The 13,355-nt window shown below is 38.7% G+C and carries 15 protein-coding genes and 1 pseudogene; 9 read left to right on the forward strand and 7 right to left on the reverse strand.

Translation table 11 applies throughout. The features are described from left to right. The 3 genes and pseudogenes from VIH09_RS10495 to VIH09_RS10505 all read right to left on the reverse strand — a co-directional run. Positions 1 to 1,160: pseudogene (locus VIH09_RS10495) on the reverse strand (M13 family metallopeptidase N-terminal domain-containing protein); the annotation flags it as partial. A gap of 199 nt (positions 1,161 to 1,359) precedes the next feature. Then, the gene (locus tag VIH09_RS10500) at positions 1,360 to 1,701 is read right to left on the reverse strand and encodes a hypothetical protein (protein ID WP_331580701.1); all 342 of its coding nucleotides are present in this window, start codon (positions 1,699 to 1,701) and stop codon (positions 1,360 to 1,362) included. A 354-nt stretch (positions 1,702 to 2,055) separates the two neighbouring features. Then, on the reverse strand, positions 2,056 to 3,663 hold the full coding sequence (locus tag VIH09_RS10505; protein WP_331580703.1) for a L,D-transpeptidase family protein: 1,608 nt from the start codon (positions 3,661 to 3,663) through the stop codon (positions 2,056 to 2,058). Positions 3,664 to 3,862: 199 nt separating this feature from the next. Here VIH09_RS10505 and VIH09_RS10510 point away from each other — a divergent pair, with 199 nt between their 5' ends. Both VIH09_RS10510 and VIH09_RS10515 read left to right on the forward strand, forming a co-directional pair. After that, on the forward strand, positions 3,863 to 4,294 hold the full coding sequence (locus tag VIH09_RS10510) for a very short patch repair endonuclease (RefSeq protein ID WP_331580705.1): 432 nt from the start codon (positions 3,863 to 3,865) through the stop codon (positions 4,292 to 4,294). A gap of 122 nt (positions 4,295 to 4,416) precedes the next feature. Further along, a complete protein-coding gene (locus tag VIH09_RS10515; protein WP_331580707.1) occupies positions 4,417 to 4,731 on the forward strand; it encodes an HPF/RaiA family ribosome-associated protein in 315 nt (104 codons plus the stop codon). 118 nt (positions 4,732 to 4,849) lie between these two features. On the opposite strand, the gene VIH09_RS10520 is transcribed toward VIH09_RS10515, so the two are convergent. Further along, positions 4,850 to 6,415 carry a L,D-transpeptidase family protein gene (locus tag VIH09_RS10520; protein ID WP_331580709.1) on the reverse strand — a complete coding sequence of 522 codons (1,566 nt, stop codon included), beginning with the start codon at positions 6,413 to 6,415 and terminating at the stop codon, positions 4,850 to 4,852. Between the two features lie 273 nt (positions 6,416 to 6,688). Between VIH09_RS10520 and VIH09_RS10525 the strand changes: the two genes are divergently transcribed. The 7 genes from VIH09_RS10525 (at position 6,689) to VIH09_RS10555 (ending at position 11,212) form a co-directional block, all read left to right on the forward strand. Continuing rightward, positions 6,689 to 7,204 carry a nuclear transport factor 2 family protein gene (locus tag VIH09_RS10525; protein ID WP_331580711.1) on the forward strand — a complete coding sequence of 172 codons (516 nt, stop codon included), beginning with the start codon at positions 6,689 to 6,691 and terminating at the stop codon, positions 7,202 to 7,204. Between the two features lie 132 nt (positions 7,205 to 7,336). Then, on the forward strand, positions 7,337 to 8,014 hold the full coding sequence (gene trmB / locus VIH09_RS10530; protein ID WP_331580713.1) for a tRNA (guanosine(46)-N7)-methyltransferase TrmB: 678 nt from the start codon (positions 7,337 to 7,339) through the stop codon (positions 8,012 to 8,014). 55 nt (positions 8,015 to 8,069) lie between these two features. Next, entirely contained in the window at positions 8,070 to 8,708 is a 639-nt protein-coding gene (locus VIH09_RS10535; RefSeq protein ID WP_331580715.1) for a LysE family transporter, read from the forward strand. Between the two features lie 45 nt (positions 8,709 to 8,753). After that, the gene (locus VIH09_RS10540; protein WP_331580717.1) at positions 8,754 to 9,083 is read left to right on the forward strand and encodes an MGMT family protein; all 330 of its coding nucleotides are present in this window, start codon (positions 8,754 to 8,756) and stop codon (positions 9,081 to 9,083) included. A 222-nt stretch (positions 9,084 to 9,305) separates the two neighbouring features. After that, on the forward strand, positions 9,306 to 10,433 hold the full coding sequence (locus VIH09_RS10545; protein WP_331580719.1) for an Mrp/NBP35 family ATP-binding protein: 1,128 nt from the start codon (positions 9,306 to 9,308) through the stop codon (positions 10,431 to 10,433). A 54-nt stretch (positions 10,434 to 10,487) separates the two neighbouring features. Beyond that, positions 10,488 to 10,727 carry a NifU family protein gene (locus tag VIH09_RS10550; protein ID WP_331580721.1) on the forward strand — a complete coding sequence of 80 codons (240 nt, stop codon included), beginning with the start codon at positions 10,488 to 10,490 and terminating at the stop codon, positions 10,725 to 10,727. Positions 10,728 to 10,894: 167 nt separating this feature from the next. Beyond that, positions 10,895 to 11,212 carry a ferredoxin gene (locus VIH09_RS10555; RefSeq protein ID WP_331580723.1) on the forward strand — a complete coding sequence of 106 codons (318 nt, stop codon included), beginning with the start codon at positions 10,895 to 10,897 and terminating at the stop codon, positions 11,210 to 11,212. A 31-nt stretch (positions 11,213 to 11,243) separates the two neighbouring features. Here VIH09_RS10555 and VIH09_RS10560 read toward each other — a convergent pair whose 3' ends face one another. From VIH09_RS10560 to VIH09_RS10570, 3 genes are all read right to left on the reverse strand, one after another. Continuing rightward, positions 11,244 to 12,017, reverse strand: a complete 774-nt coding sequence (locus VIH09_RS10560) for an SGNH/GDSL hydrolase family protein (protein WP_331580725.1) — start codon at positions 12,015 to 12,017, stop codon at positions 11,244 to 11,246. A 61-nt stretch (positions 12,018 to 12,078) separates the two neighbouring features. Continuing rightward, positions 12,079 to 12,861: a DUF3050 domain-containing protein gene (locus VIH09_RS10565; protein WP_331580727.1), complete on the reverse strand. Its 783-nt coding sequence runs from the start codon at positions 12,859 to 12,861 to the stop codon at positions 12,079 to 12,081. Positions 12,862 to 12,950: 89 nt separating this feature from the next. After that, positions 12,951 to 13,355, reverse strand: a 405-nt coding sequence (locus tag VIH09_RS10570) for an acyl-CoA dehydrogenase family protein (protein WP_331580729.1), incomplete at its 5' end; no start/stop codon positions are given.

Consider the following 13,355-nt stretch of genomic DNA (forward strand, 5'->3'; position numbering starts at 1 on the left):
TTAACCAATATGGTTACTTTCTCTTTGGTTTCGGGTTGAAAATGTTTTTTCACATATACTTTCCCTATAATCTCTCCAAGGTTGTTATTTACTTTATCAACACCTCTTCGCCAAAGAGGCAGTTGAGTTTGTACCCCCCAAAGGGTTTTGCCGTAGAAGTCAAAGTTTTCGGTGTTTAAATCAGTGTTTAATGACCTTGAGGCTGCATGGATAGCACTCCATTTTAAATAGGCTTTCCAAGTGTCTAAAGGGGTGGTTTTTATGATATTGTTGAGTGATTTTATGTATTCGACTTGGGTAACGACAATGTTTTTTTGCCCAATAATTCCTGCATTATTTAGCATGGAAGTCCAAGCAAAATCAGGCATGAGTTGGTCTAGATTTTTTAAAGCATATTTGTTGTAAAGCTTTACATAATCACGGGTTTCTTCTTTTTTCATCTGTTTAGCGGCCAAAGTAGTTTCTAAAGCCATAATTTTTGGGGCCAGTTCAGTTGAATTTGGAATTCCGCCAAGCTGTAACATATTTTGGATGTGAATTACATATTTTCGGCGTATCTCCTTTGATTTGACATCGTCAAGAAAATAAAATTCCCTGTCCGGCAGTCTTAGACCGCTTTGCCAGGTGTAAAGCATATATTGGGTTGGATCTTTAAAATCTTCGACAACTCCTATTGCAAATGGGGTATTAATACCCGATTTGTTAGCGTAACCAAAATAGGCAGCCAAATCATTGTAATTGGCAATGGCATCAATTTTCTGGTATTCGGGAAGCAATGGTGAAATTCCGATTTGGTCTCTCGCTAAAGTATCCATAAAAGCGCCGTAAAAATCCCCAATTTTTTGTTCATCTGAACCATCGGCAAACTTGCCTTTAGCAGCATTCTCGATGATGGCTTTCACGTCTTCCTGTGCTTTCTCGTGAATCATGTATGCAATGCCATAAGAAGCTTTGTCAGCAGGTATTTTAGTGTTTTTCATCCAAGTGCCATTTACATAGGCATTAAAATTATCGCCAGGTCTTACTGAGGGATCCATGTTTTTAAGAGTCAAACCGGATGAAAGATTTTTGTTTGACTTGATTTTCGTGAAGGCGCCAAAAATCAGAACAGAACCCAATAATATAAAAAGAGTTCTAATAAAGGAGAGTTTAAATTTCATAGTATTTATCTTTAAATTTTTAGGATGTTAAAGATAATTAAAAACAAATATAACTTTATTAATTTGTTGAAAATCAGATTATTGACACGAATGTGGGGTTGAAGTGCATGATTTTGGTCCGACTGGGCTGACGTCTTCATAATGGAGTCAAAATAAAAATTGATTTGCCTGGCATCATTTCCCCAAACCATAAATAACCCTATTTGATAACGTAACCAAAATAGTTAGCTAATCCTGTATAATTGGCAGTCGCGTCGATTTTCCGATTTTCTCGTAGCATCGGCGAAATTTTAGTCTGTTTACCAGAAATGGTATGCACAAGAGCACCAGAAGTAACTTCAGTTTTTAGCGCATCGGGACCATCAGCAATATCATCTTTGGCTGAGACTTCTATAAGGGACTTTGCGTCTTCCATTATTTTTTGCTTCTTCTTGTAGACAACTTCATCATAGGCTTGGTCCGCATGTGTTTTGGTTTTTTTTACCCAAGTATCATAAACCTGTGAATCAATATTATCAGCAGGATTTATTTGAATGTCCATGTTTGTATATGTCGAACGGGAAGAAGGCTTTTTTTCTGGATTAATTTTTCTAGATGCACAAAAAATCAAGATTGAGTTCAGTGATAAAAAAAGAATTGTAAAAGGGGAGAGTTTGACTTTCATAATCTTTAATTTTTAGCATATTAAATATAAGAAAATAATAACTCTAATTAGCTAAAAATTAGATGATTGACATTAATTCGGGGTCAAATTACATGATTTGAAAGCGACCTCATAAAGCGGATTGCGAAAATGGCAATGAAGTCAATCGTCACTGTCGATTATACATGTCTTGACTATAAATGAATAGGCCAATCGAGCGGAAATTTCACCGTCCCTACTTGCTGCTTTGCTTTATTCGGAATCATAATCAAAAAGGAGGTCGGCCAGACTGTTGTCTTTCTGATAGATGTCAAAGTAAAAATTGATTTCATCTGCATCGTTTACCCAAGTCGTGAAATACCCGATATGGATCGGTATTTTCTTCTTCAGAACATAAGTGATTTCCTTGCCGCCATTCATGGCCTTATCTACCTTTTCTGGCGGCCAATCCGGATTGTTCTTTAAAATCAATAGCGCCAATTCTTTGGCTTTTTGCATATTGATACAGCCGTGGCTGAACAAAGGTATATCGACCTCAAAATTTGTTTTATAAGGCGTGTCATGCAGATAGATGTCGTAGGTGTTGGGGAAAACAAACTTTACCAATCCCAAGGCGTTTTTTTCTCCCGGTTTTTGTCTGACTTTGCCGTCGTTCCACTCCATATTCTTTTTCTCCAGATAGTCTGGGTCCTTTTTCATCGCTGGCTTGATTTCGTTTTCAACAATGCTCCGCGGCACGTTCCAGTAGGGACTGAACACGATGCGGCTGATGCTCGAACTGAAAATGACCGTTTCCATCATGTTGATGCCCACAAATACCCGAGACTCCAATGCTCGCTCGCCATTTTTAAAATAGACCAACTTAAAAGCCGGAATGTTCACTATTATGAGTTCTTGCTCTTTTGCCAAAGCTGGAGGAATCCAGCGGCAACGTTCCATATTGACTATGATGGTTTTGATGTACTTTTCGATAGGTATATTCATCCTATTGATCTGGCGGGGGCCAATGTAATGATTTGGCCGATAACCATTCCTTCGGTTGAACTTTAGAACCCCTTCCATTAGTTCGGGATCGAAAACGTTGCTTTTGGAATCCTTTTTTAGGTCCCCCGTGACAAATAGGCGATGCCTCACTTGACCGATTGTTTTTGAACTGTCTCCCAGATGGTGAATCGGCACTAATGGGTTGGTTTCGATAAGTGGCCAGTCGCCGCTTTTTTCTATTTCGCGGTATCTCGTTAACGCTTCACGCAATTTGTAATATTGTCCGAAGAGTTGCTTTTCGTTTTTGTCCAGCAGTTGGGGCGCTGCTAATATGGAATCCAGTAGGCTTGTATAGGAAACGTTTTTTCGGGGTAAAAACCAGTCGATTTGCTCGAATTTATTGCTGTCTATTCCGTGAAACACTTTTTTGGCATAAAAAATATACATCGTTGAAAGCATTATTTCCGTGTTGACTGGAGATAGGTCTGCATTGGTTCCTTTATTGAAAATGGCGTCAATTTTATCTCGGTAGGCTAAGTTGAAGTTTAAGCCTTCATTTTCTAGTTGGCTTGCTTTGGAGTACAACAAATTGGCAAACTCGATGAGCCCTTTATTGTCAAACCAAATGGTATTGTATTTTCGGTTTTTGTACAATGTCATCACATCGGATTTGTACTTTTTTAATTTGGGATACTTTTGATAAAACAGATTGACATTAGCACTGTCTATGTCGACAATTGGTTTTTTGGCGACGATATTTGCGATTGTTTTCAGGTTGTACAACGCCCTGTCCGTAAAAGGTTCATTTCTATGACGGTCAGCTGAGGCTATAAAGAAGCCGAATAGTACTACAATTGTTGTGACAAAGTTTTTCATCGTGAAAACTTTTACTAAAGTTAAATAATTTCTTTGCTGTCCAAAAAGGAATTAGGATAGAATTAACGGTCCAAGTGCTTGGGGACTTGGATTTTTATCTTGCGGCTTCGCAATCTCAAATCGCCAAACCATTCTTCTACGGCTTTGGTTTGCCAAATAAAGGACCTAACTTTGGGTAAGGATTCCTAAATCACCGATCATGGATCGTGTCACGCCAGCCCAGCGCTCTAAAATCATGGCCGCCATTCGCAGCACCAACACCAAGGACGAGGTGCGCTTGGCGAAAGCCCTATGGCATCTCGGCTATAGATATCGCAAGAACAACAGGACCGTCTTTGGAACACCCGACCTCACCTTTAAAAAACTAAAAATAGCCATATTTGTGGACAGCGAATTCTGGCACGGCAAGGATTGGGAAAACCAGAAAAACCGAGTCAAAACCAATCCCGAGTTTTGGAAGAAAAAAATCGAGCGAAACCGCCAAAGGGACATTGAGGTGAACCAGTATCTGGAAGGGCATGACTGGAAAGTGCTACGCTTTTGGAGTGCCCATATAGAAAATAATTTTGAGGCTTGTGTGGCCATAATCCAAAAGGAAATAGAAACCAGACAAAAACAATTCTCTGCCTAATGGCGGCAATTACATGTGATTAGATATCTGATTTTCCTTACTTTCATAATGTTTTACTAATGGCTTAGTTTCTTTATCTTATTAAGTTTAGTTTTGGAAGACAAATATAAATTGATAACAATATGAAGATACAAATTAACACCGACAAAAATGTAGAAGGAAACGAAAGACAAGAAACCTATTTTTCTGGCGAATTGGAAAAATCACTTTCACGTTTTGATGATAAAATTACCCGAATCGAAGTTTATTTTGCTGACGAAAATGGCGATAAGCCAGGGACTAATGACAAAAAATGCGTTATAGAAGCTCGTCCGACAAAAATGCAGCCTGTAGTGGTGACTGACCACGCCGATTCAACAGAAAAAGCATTTCACGGCGCTCTGGACAAGATGAAAAAAGTACTGGCGACTTCTTTTGAAAAACAAAAGGAATATTAAACGCCAATCTTTTCGGAGTTGTGAATATAAAAAAAGGCCCCTTTCTTAAAATAAGAAGGGGGCCTTTTTGATGCTTATTCCGCAAGGTTTTCCAGTTTAGATTTCTAGGCGATGAACACTATTTTATATAAAGTAAGTCTGCCAACTCCTCGTCTCTATCATATACGTCCTCGTAGAAATGAACTATTCCTTCAGTATCTACCCAAGCAGTGAAATAACCAATATAAACCGGAATTTTATTTTTGAGGGTATACCAAGTTTCCTCTCCGCGATTCATTGCCGCTTCAATCTTTTCTTTGTCCCATTCTTTGTCATTTTGCAAGATGTGCATTGCCAGTTCAGTTGGCTTGGCCACTCTAATACAGCCATGGCTAAAAGCTCTGTCTTCTTTGTTGAACAGACTTTTGGCAGGTGTATCGTGTAAATAAATGGCATTCGAATTGGGGAACAAGAACTTGATTAAACCCAAGGAGTTTTTTGGCCCAGGTCTTTGTCGAACGTTTTCTTTGTTCCACTCCATATCATGTTCCTCCAGATAGTTCGGGTTTTTTTCTATTCCAGGAAGCACTTCTTTTTCCAGGATGCTCTTCGGGATGTTCCAATAAGGAGCGAAAACAATGTATTTCATCGCGGCGCTAAAGATCACCGTTTTATTCATGGTTTTACCAACCACGACGTCAGAATGCAATTCAGGTTTTCCGTTTCTAAAATAGGTTAATTCGTAAGCCGGAATATTGATGGCGATTAATTCTTTGGTTTTGGTAACGTCATTTGAAATCCAACGACAACGTTCCATGTTAACCATAAGCGTTTTTATACGTTGTGCAACAGGCACATTCAAATCCTTGATTAGTTCCTTTGAAATAACCGTGCTGGACGCATTGCCACTTCGTTTATTGTATTTTAAAACACCTGCAGCTAATGTTTTGTCGTAAATGGCACTTTTGGAGTCAGAGGCAATGTCATCCGAGATGAACAAGCGTTGTCTTATTTGCGCAATGGTTTTAGAACTATCGCCAATTTTGTAGGATTTGAATTTTGGATCTGAAACTATAGTTTTCCATCCGCCCTTTTTTTCCATTTGACGGTATTGCGATAATACCTCTTTAAGCAGGAAATATTGGCTCAACACACCTTTCTCTTCCTTGTTGATTAACGAAGCGTCTTTTAAAAGAGCGTCTAGATAATTGACATATGATTCTTTCTTTCTCGGAAGATACCATTCCATTTCTTTTGATTTCGAGACGTCTAAACCATCATAAACGGTTTCGGTGTAATAGAAATACAGTGCCGAATTTAGCAAATCGTTATCAACATTTGGTTTCCGGTTGTCATCCATATTATCGTAAACTAGGTCAAGCTCGTCTAGGTACGGAACGGTATTCTGTATCCCCTCTTCCTTTAGGGAATTGATTTTGTCGTACAGAACATTACCAAATTCATTGATTCCATTTTTATCATACCATACATAGTGGTATTGGTGTTTTTGATATAATTTCTCGACATCTCCTTGATATTTTTTTAACAAAGGGTGTTCGGTGAAAAAAGTTTTCACTAAGGCACTGTCAAAAGGAGTGTTTATGTCAGCTTGAATTGAAGCGGAAATTTCATTTTTCTTACAGGAAATCAGGGTAAGGAAAAACAAGGAAACAAGCATTGCAGTAGGTACAATTAACTTTCTCATACTTGGGGTTTTATGCTTAATGTTTATAAGCGGTGCAAAAATACGTTAAAATAGCATTCGATAATGGGGTTTGTAATTAGGGTAAAATTATTTGGCTTAAAAAGCTATATTTACCTTTCCGTTTTCAAACTGATTTTTAGTTTGTTGTAAAAAATTCGATTCTTTTCGTTGATTCAAAGTGTTGTTTTATAGCATGATAGAAAATTGAATTTTGGGTTTAGGTAAAAAAACGGAATTTCATTCGTATTCAAAAAAACCAATAATTATATAACTATGAAAAATATATTACTTCTCTCAATGAGTGTTTTATTATGCTCGGCTTTTACAACCCTTAAGGTTGAGCAAAACAAAGACAAAGGAAAAATCAATATGATGCTTGACTCTTGGCACAAGGCCGCCGCCGAGGCAAAACACGATGACTATTTCAATTTGATGACCGAGGATGCCATTTTCATTGGTACCGATGCGACGGAGAACTGGAACAAAACGGAATTCCAAGCCTTTGCAAAACCCTATTTTGATAAGGGAAAAGCATGGAATTTTACCGCTCTGGAACGTCATATTTATTTTGACAAAAGTGGAAAAACGGCTTGGTTTGATGAATTGCTCAATACTCAAATGAAAATTTGCAGGGGCTCGGGCGTTTTGGTGAAAATAGGCAAGGACTGGAAAATTAAGCATTACGTTTTGTCTATGACCGTTCCTAACGATAATGTCAATGAAGTAGTCAAAATTAAAGCGCCCATAGAGGATGCATTGCTGATTAACTTACAAAAAGGGGAGCGATAACTTGTTTTTATTCCTAAAATTGACGGCAGCAGTAAATAATTCACCGCCATACCCTTCGGTCTTATATATTTCCTTAATTTTGCGACCCGAGACCTTTAGGTCGAATTGTACGAAGTAAATATTTTAAAAATCGTGGGAAGTAAAAATAAGTTAAAAAGGTTCATGGAAAACGAAACGTTCAGTAACGTTTTTCAACCAACAAGAGAAGAAGTAGTGTCTAATTTGTTTCCCTTAAGAGGCAAATGGAATTCAGATTTCTTTAAAAATGACAATCCTTTAGTGTTGGAATTAGGTTGTGGAAAAGGCGAATATTCAGTAGGATTAGCTGAAAGATACCCAAATAAAAACTTTGTAGGTATAGATATCAAAGGAGCCCGTTTTTGGCGTGGGGCCAAAACCGCCGTTGATGAAGGATTGCATAACGTGGCTTTCATTAGAACTCAAATCGAACTCATTAATCATGTTTTTGCCGAAAACGAAGTAGATGAGATATGGATCACTTTCCCGGATCCGCAAATAAAATACAAGAGGACCAAACACCGTATGACTAATTCGGAGTTTTTGCAATTGTATAAAAAAATACTCAAAAAAGACGGTGTCGTTAACCTAAAAACCGATAGCGAATTCATGCACGGTTATACATTGGGCTTGCTCCATGGCGAAGGGCATGAAGTTTTGTACGCCAATCATAATGTGTACGTGAATGAAGGGAGTCCGGAGGAAGTGACTGCTTTCCAGACTTTTTACGAAAAACAATATTTGGAAGTTAATAAAGCAATTACGTATATTCGATTTAAAATCAAGGAATAACAATACGGATGTAGCTGGAATATGTGGCCAATATTGAATGTTTGAACCCAACTAAATGAATTTAATCATACCTTACTTTTTAGGCTTCATCACCGCTGTAATAGGTATCATTCCGCCGGGATTGATTAATATGACGGCAGCCAAAGTGAATCTCAAAGAAGGTGGAAGAAATGCGTTTTGGTTTGTTTTTGGCGCGATAATTATCATCTTTTTTCAAGCCTATGTGGCTATTTTATTTGCTCAAGTCATAGACATTCGCCCTGATATAATCATATTGTTGCGTGAAATGGGATTTGGCATATTTGGTGCCCTGACGGTTTATTTTTTGTGGATAGCCAAAAAGCCAAAAATAAAGAAAGCCAAAATCAAAAAGAACAGCAAAAAGAAGCGTTTTTTTCTGGGCATGTTGCTTTCGGCACTTAATTTTTTCCCCATTCCATATTATGTTTTCGTCAGCATTACTTTGTCGTCGTATGATCTTTTTTCATTTGACATAACTTCTATTTTTATTTTTGTAAGCGGTGTAGTATTGGGATCCGCACTTGTCTTTTATTTTTATATCAGATTCTTCCAAAAAATAGAAACGAGGGCCGATTATATGTTGAGAAACATGAATACGATTATTGGTAGTATAACTGGCATGATTTCGTTTGTCACCTTGTTCAATATCATTCGGTATTATATAGGGAAGTAGGACTTAAAACAACTTAATTGTTACTTTTTAAAATCAGTTAAATCCATGTCGAACGATAATTTTTTCGAAAGAGTGTACCTCATCGCCAATCAAATACCTTACGGTAAGGTAACTTCGTATGGTGCGATCGCCAAAGCGTTGGGGACGGCCCGTTCCGCTAGGATGGTAGGTTGGGCAATGAATGCGGCACACGGTAAGGATGATGTTCCTGCACATCGTGTGGTGAACAGAAAGGGATTGCTTACGGGAAAATTCCATTTTGACGGAACTAATCTCATGCAACAATTGTTGGAAAGCGAAGGGATTGAAGTGATAAACAACCAGATTATCGATTTCGAGAAACACTTCTGGACTCCTGATGTAATCGAAGAATAGACAACAACTGCAGCTGCAAACCGACAAGAAGACTTCCGCTTATCCGGAATAACCAAATAACAACAAGATAAATCCCTGTAATTCCCGCTAATTTTTGCATCAATAAATGCAATGCAAAAACGACTGTTATAAGAACTTAAACTGTTATCTTTGCAATCTGAAATCAGTTTAAATAAACATAACGTTTCAACTATAAAAATCAATTGAAAATAGTAAACTTATATGAAATTAGATAGAAAAGACATTCTTAAAGCTTTAGAAACAATTACTATAGCTGGAGAAGGAAAGAACATGGTAGAGAGTGGAGCGATTGCAAACGTAATCACTTTTGGGGATGAGGTAGTGGTCGATTTAGTTTTACACACACCAGCGATGCACATCAAAAAACGTGCAGAAGACGATATCAAAAAAGCCATACTTGAATTAGTTTCTCAGGAAGCCAAAATAAAAATCAACAGTAAAGTAGAGGTTCCGGACAAACCGGAAATAAAAGGAAAAGCGATTCCAGGAATAAAAAACATAATCGGAGTTGCCTCCGGTAAAGGTGGAGTAGGGAAATCTACGGTTACTGCGAATCTTGCGGTAACTTTGGCTAAAATGGGGTTTTCAGTTGGAATCCTTGATGCCGATATTTACGGGCCGTCGATGCCAATAATGTTTGACGTTGAGGGCGAAAAACCAATTTCGGTTACCGTTGACGGTAAGTCAAAAATGAAACCGGTCGAAAGTTACGAAGTAAAAATACTCTCAATCGGATTTTTCACGGCGCCAAGCCAGGCCGTAATCTGGAGAGGACCGATGGCTTCGAAAGCCCTGAACCAAATGATATTTGATGCTGATTGGGGCGAACTGGATTTCATGCTGGTCGATTTGCCGCCAGGAACCGGAGACATTCACCTTTCGATAGTGCAATCCTTACCAATTACGGGTGTTGTAATTGTAAGCACACCTCAAGCCGTGGCTTTGGCCGACGCTAAAAAAGGGGTTTCCATGTTTATGTCTGAGGCCATCAATGTACCTGTTCTCGGAATTATCGAAAACATGGCTTATTTCACGCCTGAAGAATTACCTGAAAACAAGTATTACATCTTCGGAAAAGAAGGAGCTAAGGATCTTGCAGAAGATTTGGGCGTTCCTTTCTTGGGAGAAATTCCAATCGTGCAATCCATCCGTGAGGCTGGAGATTATGGACGTCCCGCAGCCATGCAAACCGCATCGCCAATCGAGCATATTTTCGATGAGGTGACGAGGAATGTGGTTCAAGAAGTAGTAAACAGAAATGAAAATTTACCCGCTACAGAAGCCGTAAAGATTACAACTATGGCAGGTTGTTCGGCGGTAAAAAAATAATATGAGATTGAAACTTTAGAATAATAAAGTTTTGAATCTTGCAAATAGAATAAAATGACAACAGAAGAATTAACAATTGAAGTTCAAAAAGCATTGGAAGAAATCAGGCCTTTTTTGAATTCTGACGGCGGCGACATTACGCTGATTTCCATTGAGGAAGGCAAACATGTCAAAGTGCGGCTTGAAGGAGCCTGCACCAGTTGCAGTGTGAACCAAATGACGCTAAGAGCCGGAGTGGAAACCACTATCAAGAAGTTTGCGCCGCAAATTGAAACTGTTGTAAACATTCTTTAAATAGTTATTAGGGCGTTTCCACTTTTAGAGAAAAGGCTGTCTATCGTTGCGGTGACAGGCCTTTTTTCTAAAAGTGGTCGGGCTATACGCACTGCTTCGACAGTCGGCTTCTATCCCTAACGCAAAACCATACACTCGATTAACCAACCAATTCCAATATTTAAAAAATGGATGTATTAATAAAAATTAAAGATAGAGAAGGCGTAATTCATGAATTGCAGGCGCCAACGGATATGGCCATGAATATCATGGAACTGTGCAAAGCGTATGAGCTTCCTGTTGAAGGAACTTGCGGCGGAATGGCCATGTGTGCTTCTTGTCAGTGTTATGTCCTTAATGATGTTGCCTTGCCAGAAATGGGGGATGACGAGGAAGCGATGCTCTCAGAGGCATTCTACGTAAAAGCAAACAGTCGTTTGGGCTGTCAAATCCCAATCACCGAAAGTTTGGAAGGTTTAGAACTGGAGTTGGCTCCAGAGAATTAATAAAAAAGTCCCGATTTATCGGGACTTTTTTTTATTTGTTTAAGATTCTGGCAGCCACGGGTGCTATCCGCTCCACAAATAATGCATAAGCTTTTTCTGATGGATGTAGACCGTCCTGCGCTAATAGCTCAGGATTCATTAAGCCTTTTCTGGTGATGTCAGTAATGTTTATAAAAGCAACTGCGTTTTCCTCGCAATATTTTTTGGCGTAAGCATTGTAGTTGTCAATCTCGGTTGAAATTTTTGATTGATTTCCGGAGCCTTGGCCGTAAGGCGTGTAAGCGTAGTCGGGAATCGAGACTACTATCACTTTGTTTTTGTCGCCTTTGGCAAACGCAATACTTTTATTTAGCAATTCAGGAAATTCTTTCTCGTACAGGGAAAAGGCTTTGTTCTGGTACTGATTGTTTACTCCGATCAGAAGGCTCACCAAATCATAATTGGGGCTCAAGTTTTGGTTGTTGATCCCTGAAATCAAATTTGTTGTGGTCCAGCCTGTTTGGGCAATCACTTTTAGCGAATAGCTGTTAGCGGTATTGGTGTTTTTTAAGCTTTTTTGCAGTTGTTCCGGAAACTTGCAGTCCGAACATACGCTTTGTCCTACGGTGTAACTGTCTCCTAACGCTAAATAGTTGATGGTGTGATTTAGCGTCTTTACCATAGGAATGGTTTCGGCTGCGGCGTTAGTCGTGTTTTGAGAATTTGGCATAATAGGCTTATTCTCAAATACTGGATTTTCTGTGCTGCAATTTGCTAAAAGGAAAGCTAATAAAACCGTAACTAGTATTGGGATCGATTTTTTCATTAGTTATAATTGATGTTTAATGAATTCTAATACTAGTTACGCTAATAAGGTAGAAATGGTTTTACGCCATGGCTATTTTTGCGGTAATCCTTTCTTCGATGGCGTCCCATAATCCGATGCGTTTTTCTAAAGCCATTTTGGCTACCTCTTCAACATCTGCCCATTTTTGCGGATCATTATCGCAAAGTTCGGTTATCATTTGCATCGCCATAGGACCGTGTTCATCAGCGTCCAGTTCTATATGTCTTTCAAAATAATAGACCAATTTTCTTAGGTCCGTATCAGGAAAGTTTTCTTGGAAATTTTTCAGGATTGCCGTAAACATATCCGGAATCAAATCTTCACGGCCAAAGGTGAAAGCAGCGGCTATTTCATGTGGTTTTCCTTCTTCAATGACTCTAAAGGTAAAGTCCAGAAATGCTTTGACATTAGGGTGTAAATCGCTAAGCTTTATGGCGACAAATATATTTTGTAACGAATGCAGTTCGGCCAAAAATCCATCAATTTCTGAAGTCTCCGCTCCACAATCTTTCATCGCTTCTATATACATTTCGTAATGGCTTTGGCGACGGCCATCAATCGTTAAGTCTGATTCTTCCGCAAGCACAATTTCATTGATTAAATATCGGGTTTCTGGATTATTGGTGGCAAACCAAGGAGTGGTCGTGCAAGTCAATTTTGATTGTAAAGCTTTCAATAGTGACATGAAATCCCATACAGCAAAAACATGGTTTTCAAGAAAGGATTTCAGATCTTTGATCGTCTTGACTTTTTTGTACAATGGGTGTTGCAACAAAATGTTTTTTTGTGGCTGTATTATGTCGTTTATATGTTGAATTGTCATCGCTGGTATTTTGCTGTAAATATAAAAAAGCTTCTTGTTTCCAAGAAGCTTTTACTATCGATTTTATAAATACTGTAATAGTTTTGTTTCTATTTGAATGCCGGAATTCCGGTTATATCCATTCCCGTTATCAACAAATGGATGTCGTGCGTTCCTTCGTAAGTTATCACGGATTCTAAATTCATCATGTGTCGCATGATGGAGTATTCCCCTGTGATTCCCATCGCTCCAAGCATTTGTCTTGCTTCGCGCGCAATATGTATGGCCATATCCACATTATTTCTTTTTGCCATTGAAATTTGAGCTGTAGTAGCCTTTCCTTCATTTCTCAAGACACCTAGTCTCCAAGTCAACAATTGCGCTTTGGTGATTTCGGTAATCATTTCGGCTAATTTCTTTTGTTGCAGTTGAGTTCCGGCAATAGGTTTGTCAAACTGTATTCTTTCTTTTGCATAACGCAAAGCGGTATCGTAACAGTCCATTGCGGCACCAAT

It is taken from the genome of Flavobacterium sp. (assembly GCF_036515215.1).
Classification (GTDB): Bacteria; Bacteroidota; Bacteroidia; order Flavobacteriales; family Flavobacteriaceae; genus Flavobacterium.

Bases quoted from the DNA above. Each gene is read 5' to 3' on its own strand.
- VIH09_RS10555 (WP_331580723.1), top strand. From the start codon at position 10,895: ATGGATGTATTAATAAAAATTAAAGATAGAGAAGGCGTAATTCATGAA.
- VIH09_RS10525 (WP_331580711.1), top strand. From the start codon at position 6,689: ATGAAAAATATATTACTTCTCTCAATGAGTGTTTTATTATGCTCGGCT.
- VIH09_RS10545 (WP_331580719.1), top strand. From the start codon at position 9,306: ATGAAATTAGATAGAAAAGACATTCTTAAAGCTTTAGAAACAATTACT.
- VIH09_RS10550 (WP_331580721.1), top strand. From the start codon at position 10,488: ATGACAACAGAAGAATTAACAATTGAAGTTCAAAAAGCATTGGAAGAA.
- VIH09_RS10520 (WP_331580709.1), bottom strand. From the start codon at position 6,415: ATGAGAAAGTTAATTGTACCTACTGCAATGCTTGTTTCCTTGTTTTTC.
- VIH09_RS10510 (WP_331580705.1), top strand. From the start codon at position 3,863: ATGGATCGTGTCACGCCAGCCCAGCGCTCTAAAATCATGGCCGCCATT.
- VIH09_RS10515 (WP_331580707.1), top strand. From the start codon at position 4,417: ATGAAGATACAAATTAACACCGACAAAAATGTAGAAGGAAACGAAAGA.
- VIH09_RS10535 (WP_331580715.1), top strand. From the start codon at position 8,070: ATGAATTTAATCATACCTTACTTTTTAGGCTTCATCACCGCTGTAATA.
- VIH09_RS10560 (WP_331580725.1), bottom strand. From the start codon at position 12,017: ATGAAAAAATCGATCCCAATACTAGTTACGGTTTTATTAGCTTTCCTT.
- VIH09_RS10565 (WP_331580727.1), bottom strand. From the start codon at position 12,861: ATGACAATTCAACATATAAACGACATAATACAGCCACAAAAAAACATT.
- VIH09_RS10500 (WP_331580701.1), bottom strand. From the start codon at position 1,701: ATGGACATTCAAATAAATCCTGCTGATAATATTGATTCACAGGTTTAT.
- VIH09_RS10505 (WP_331580703.1), bottom strand. From the start codon at position 3,663: ATGAAAAACTTTGTCACAACAATTGTAGTACTATTCGGCTTCTTTATA.
- VIH09_RS10540 (WP_331580717.1), top strand. From the start codon at position 8,754: ATGTCGAACGATAATTTTTTCGAAAGAGTGTACCTCATCGCCAATCAA.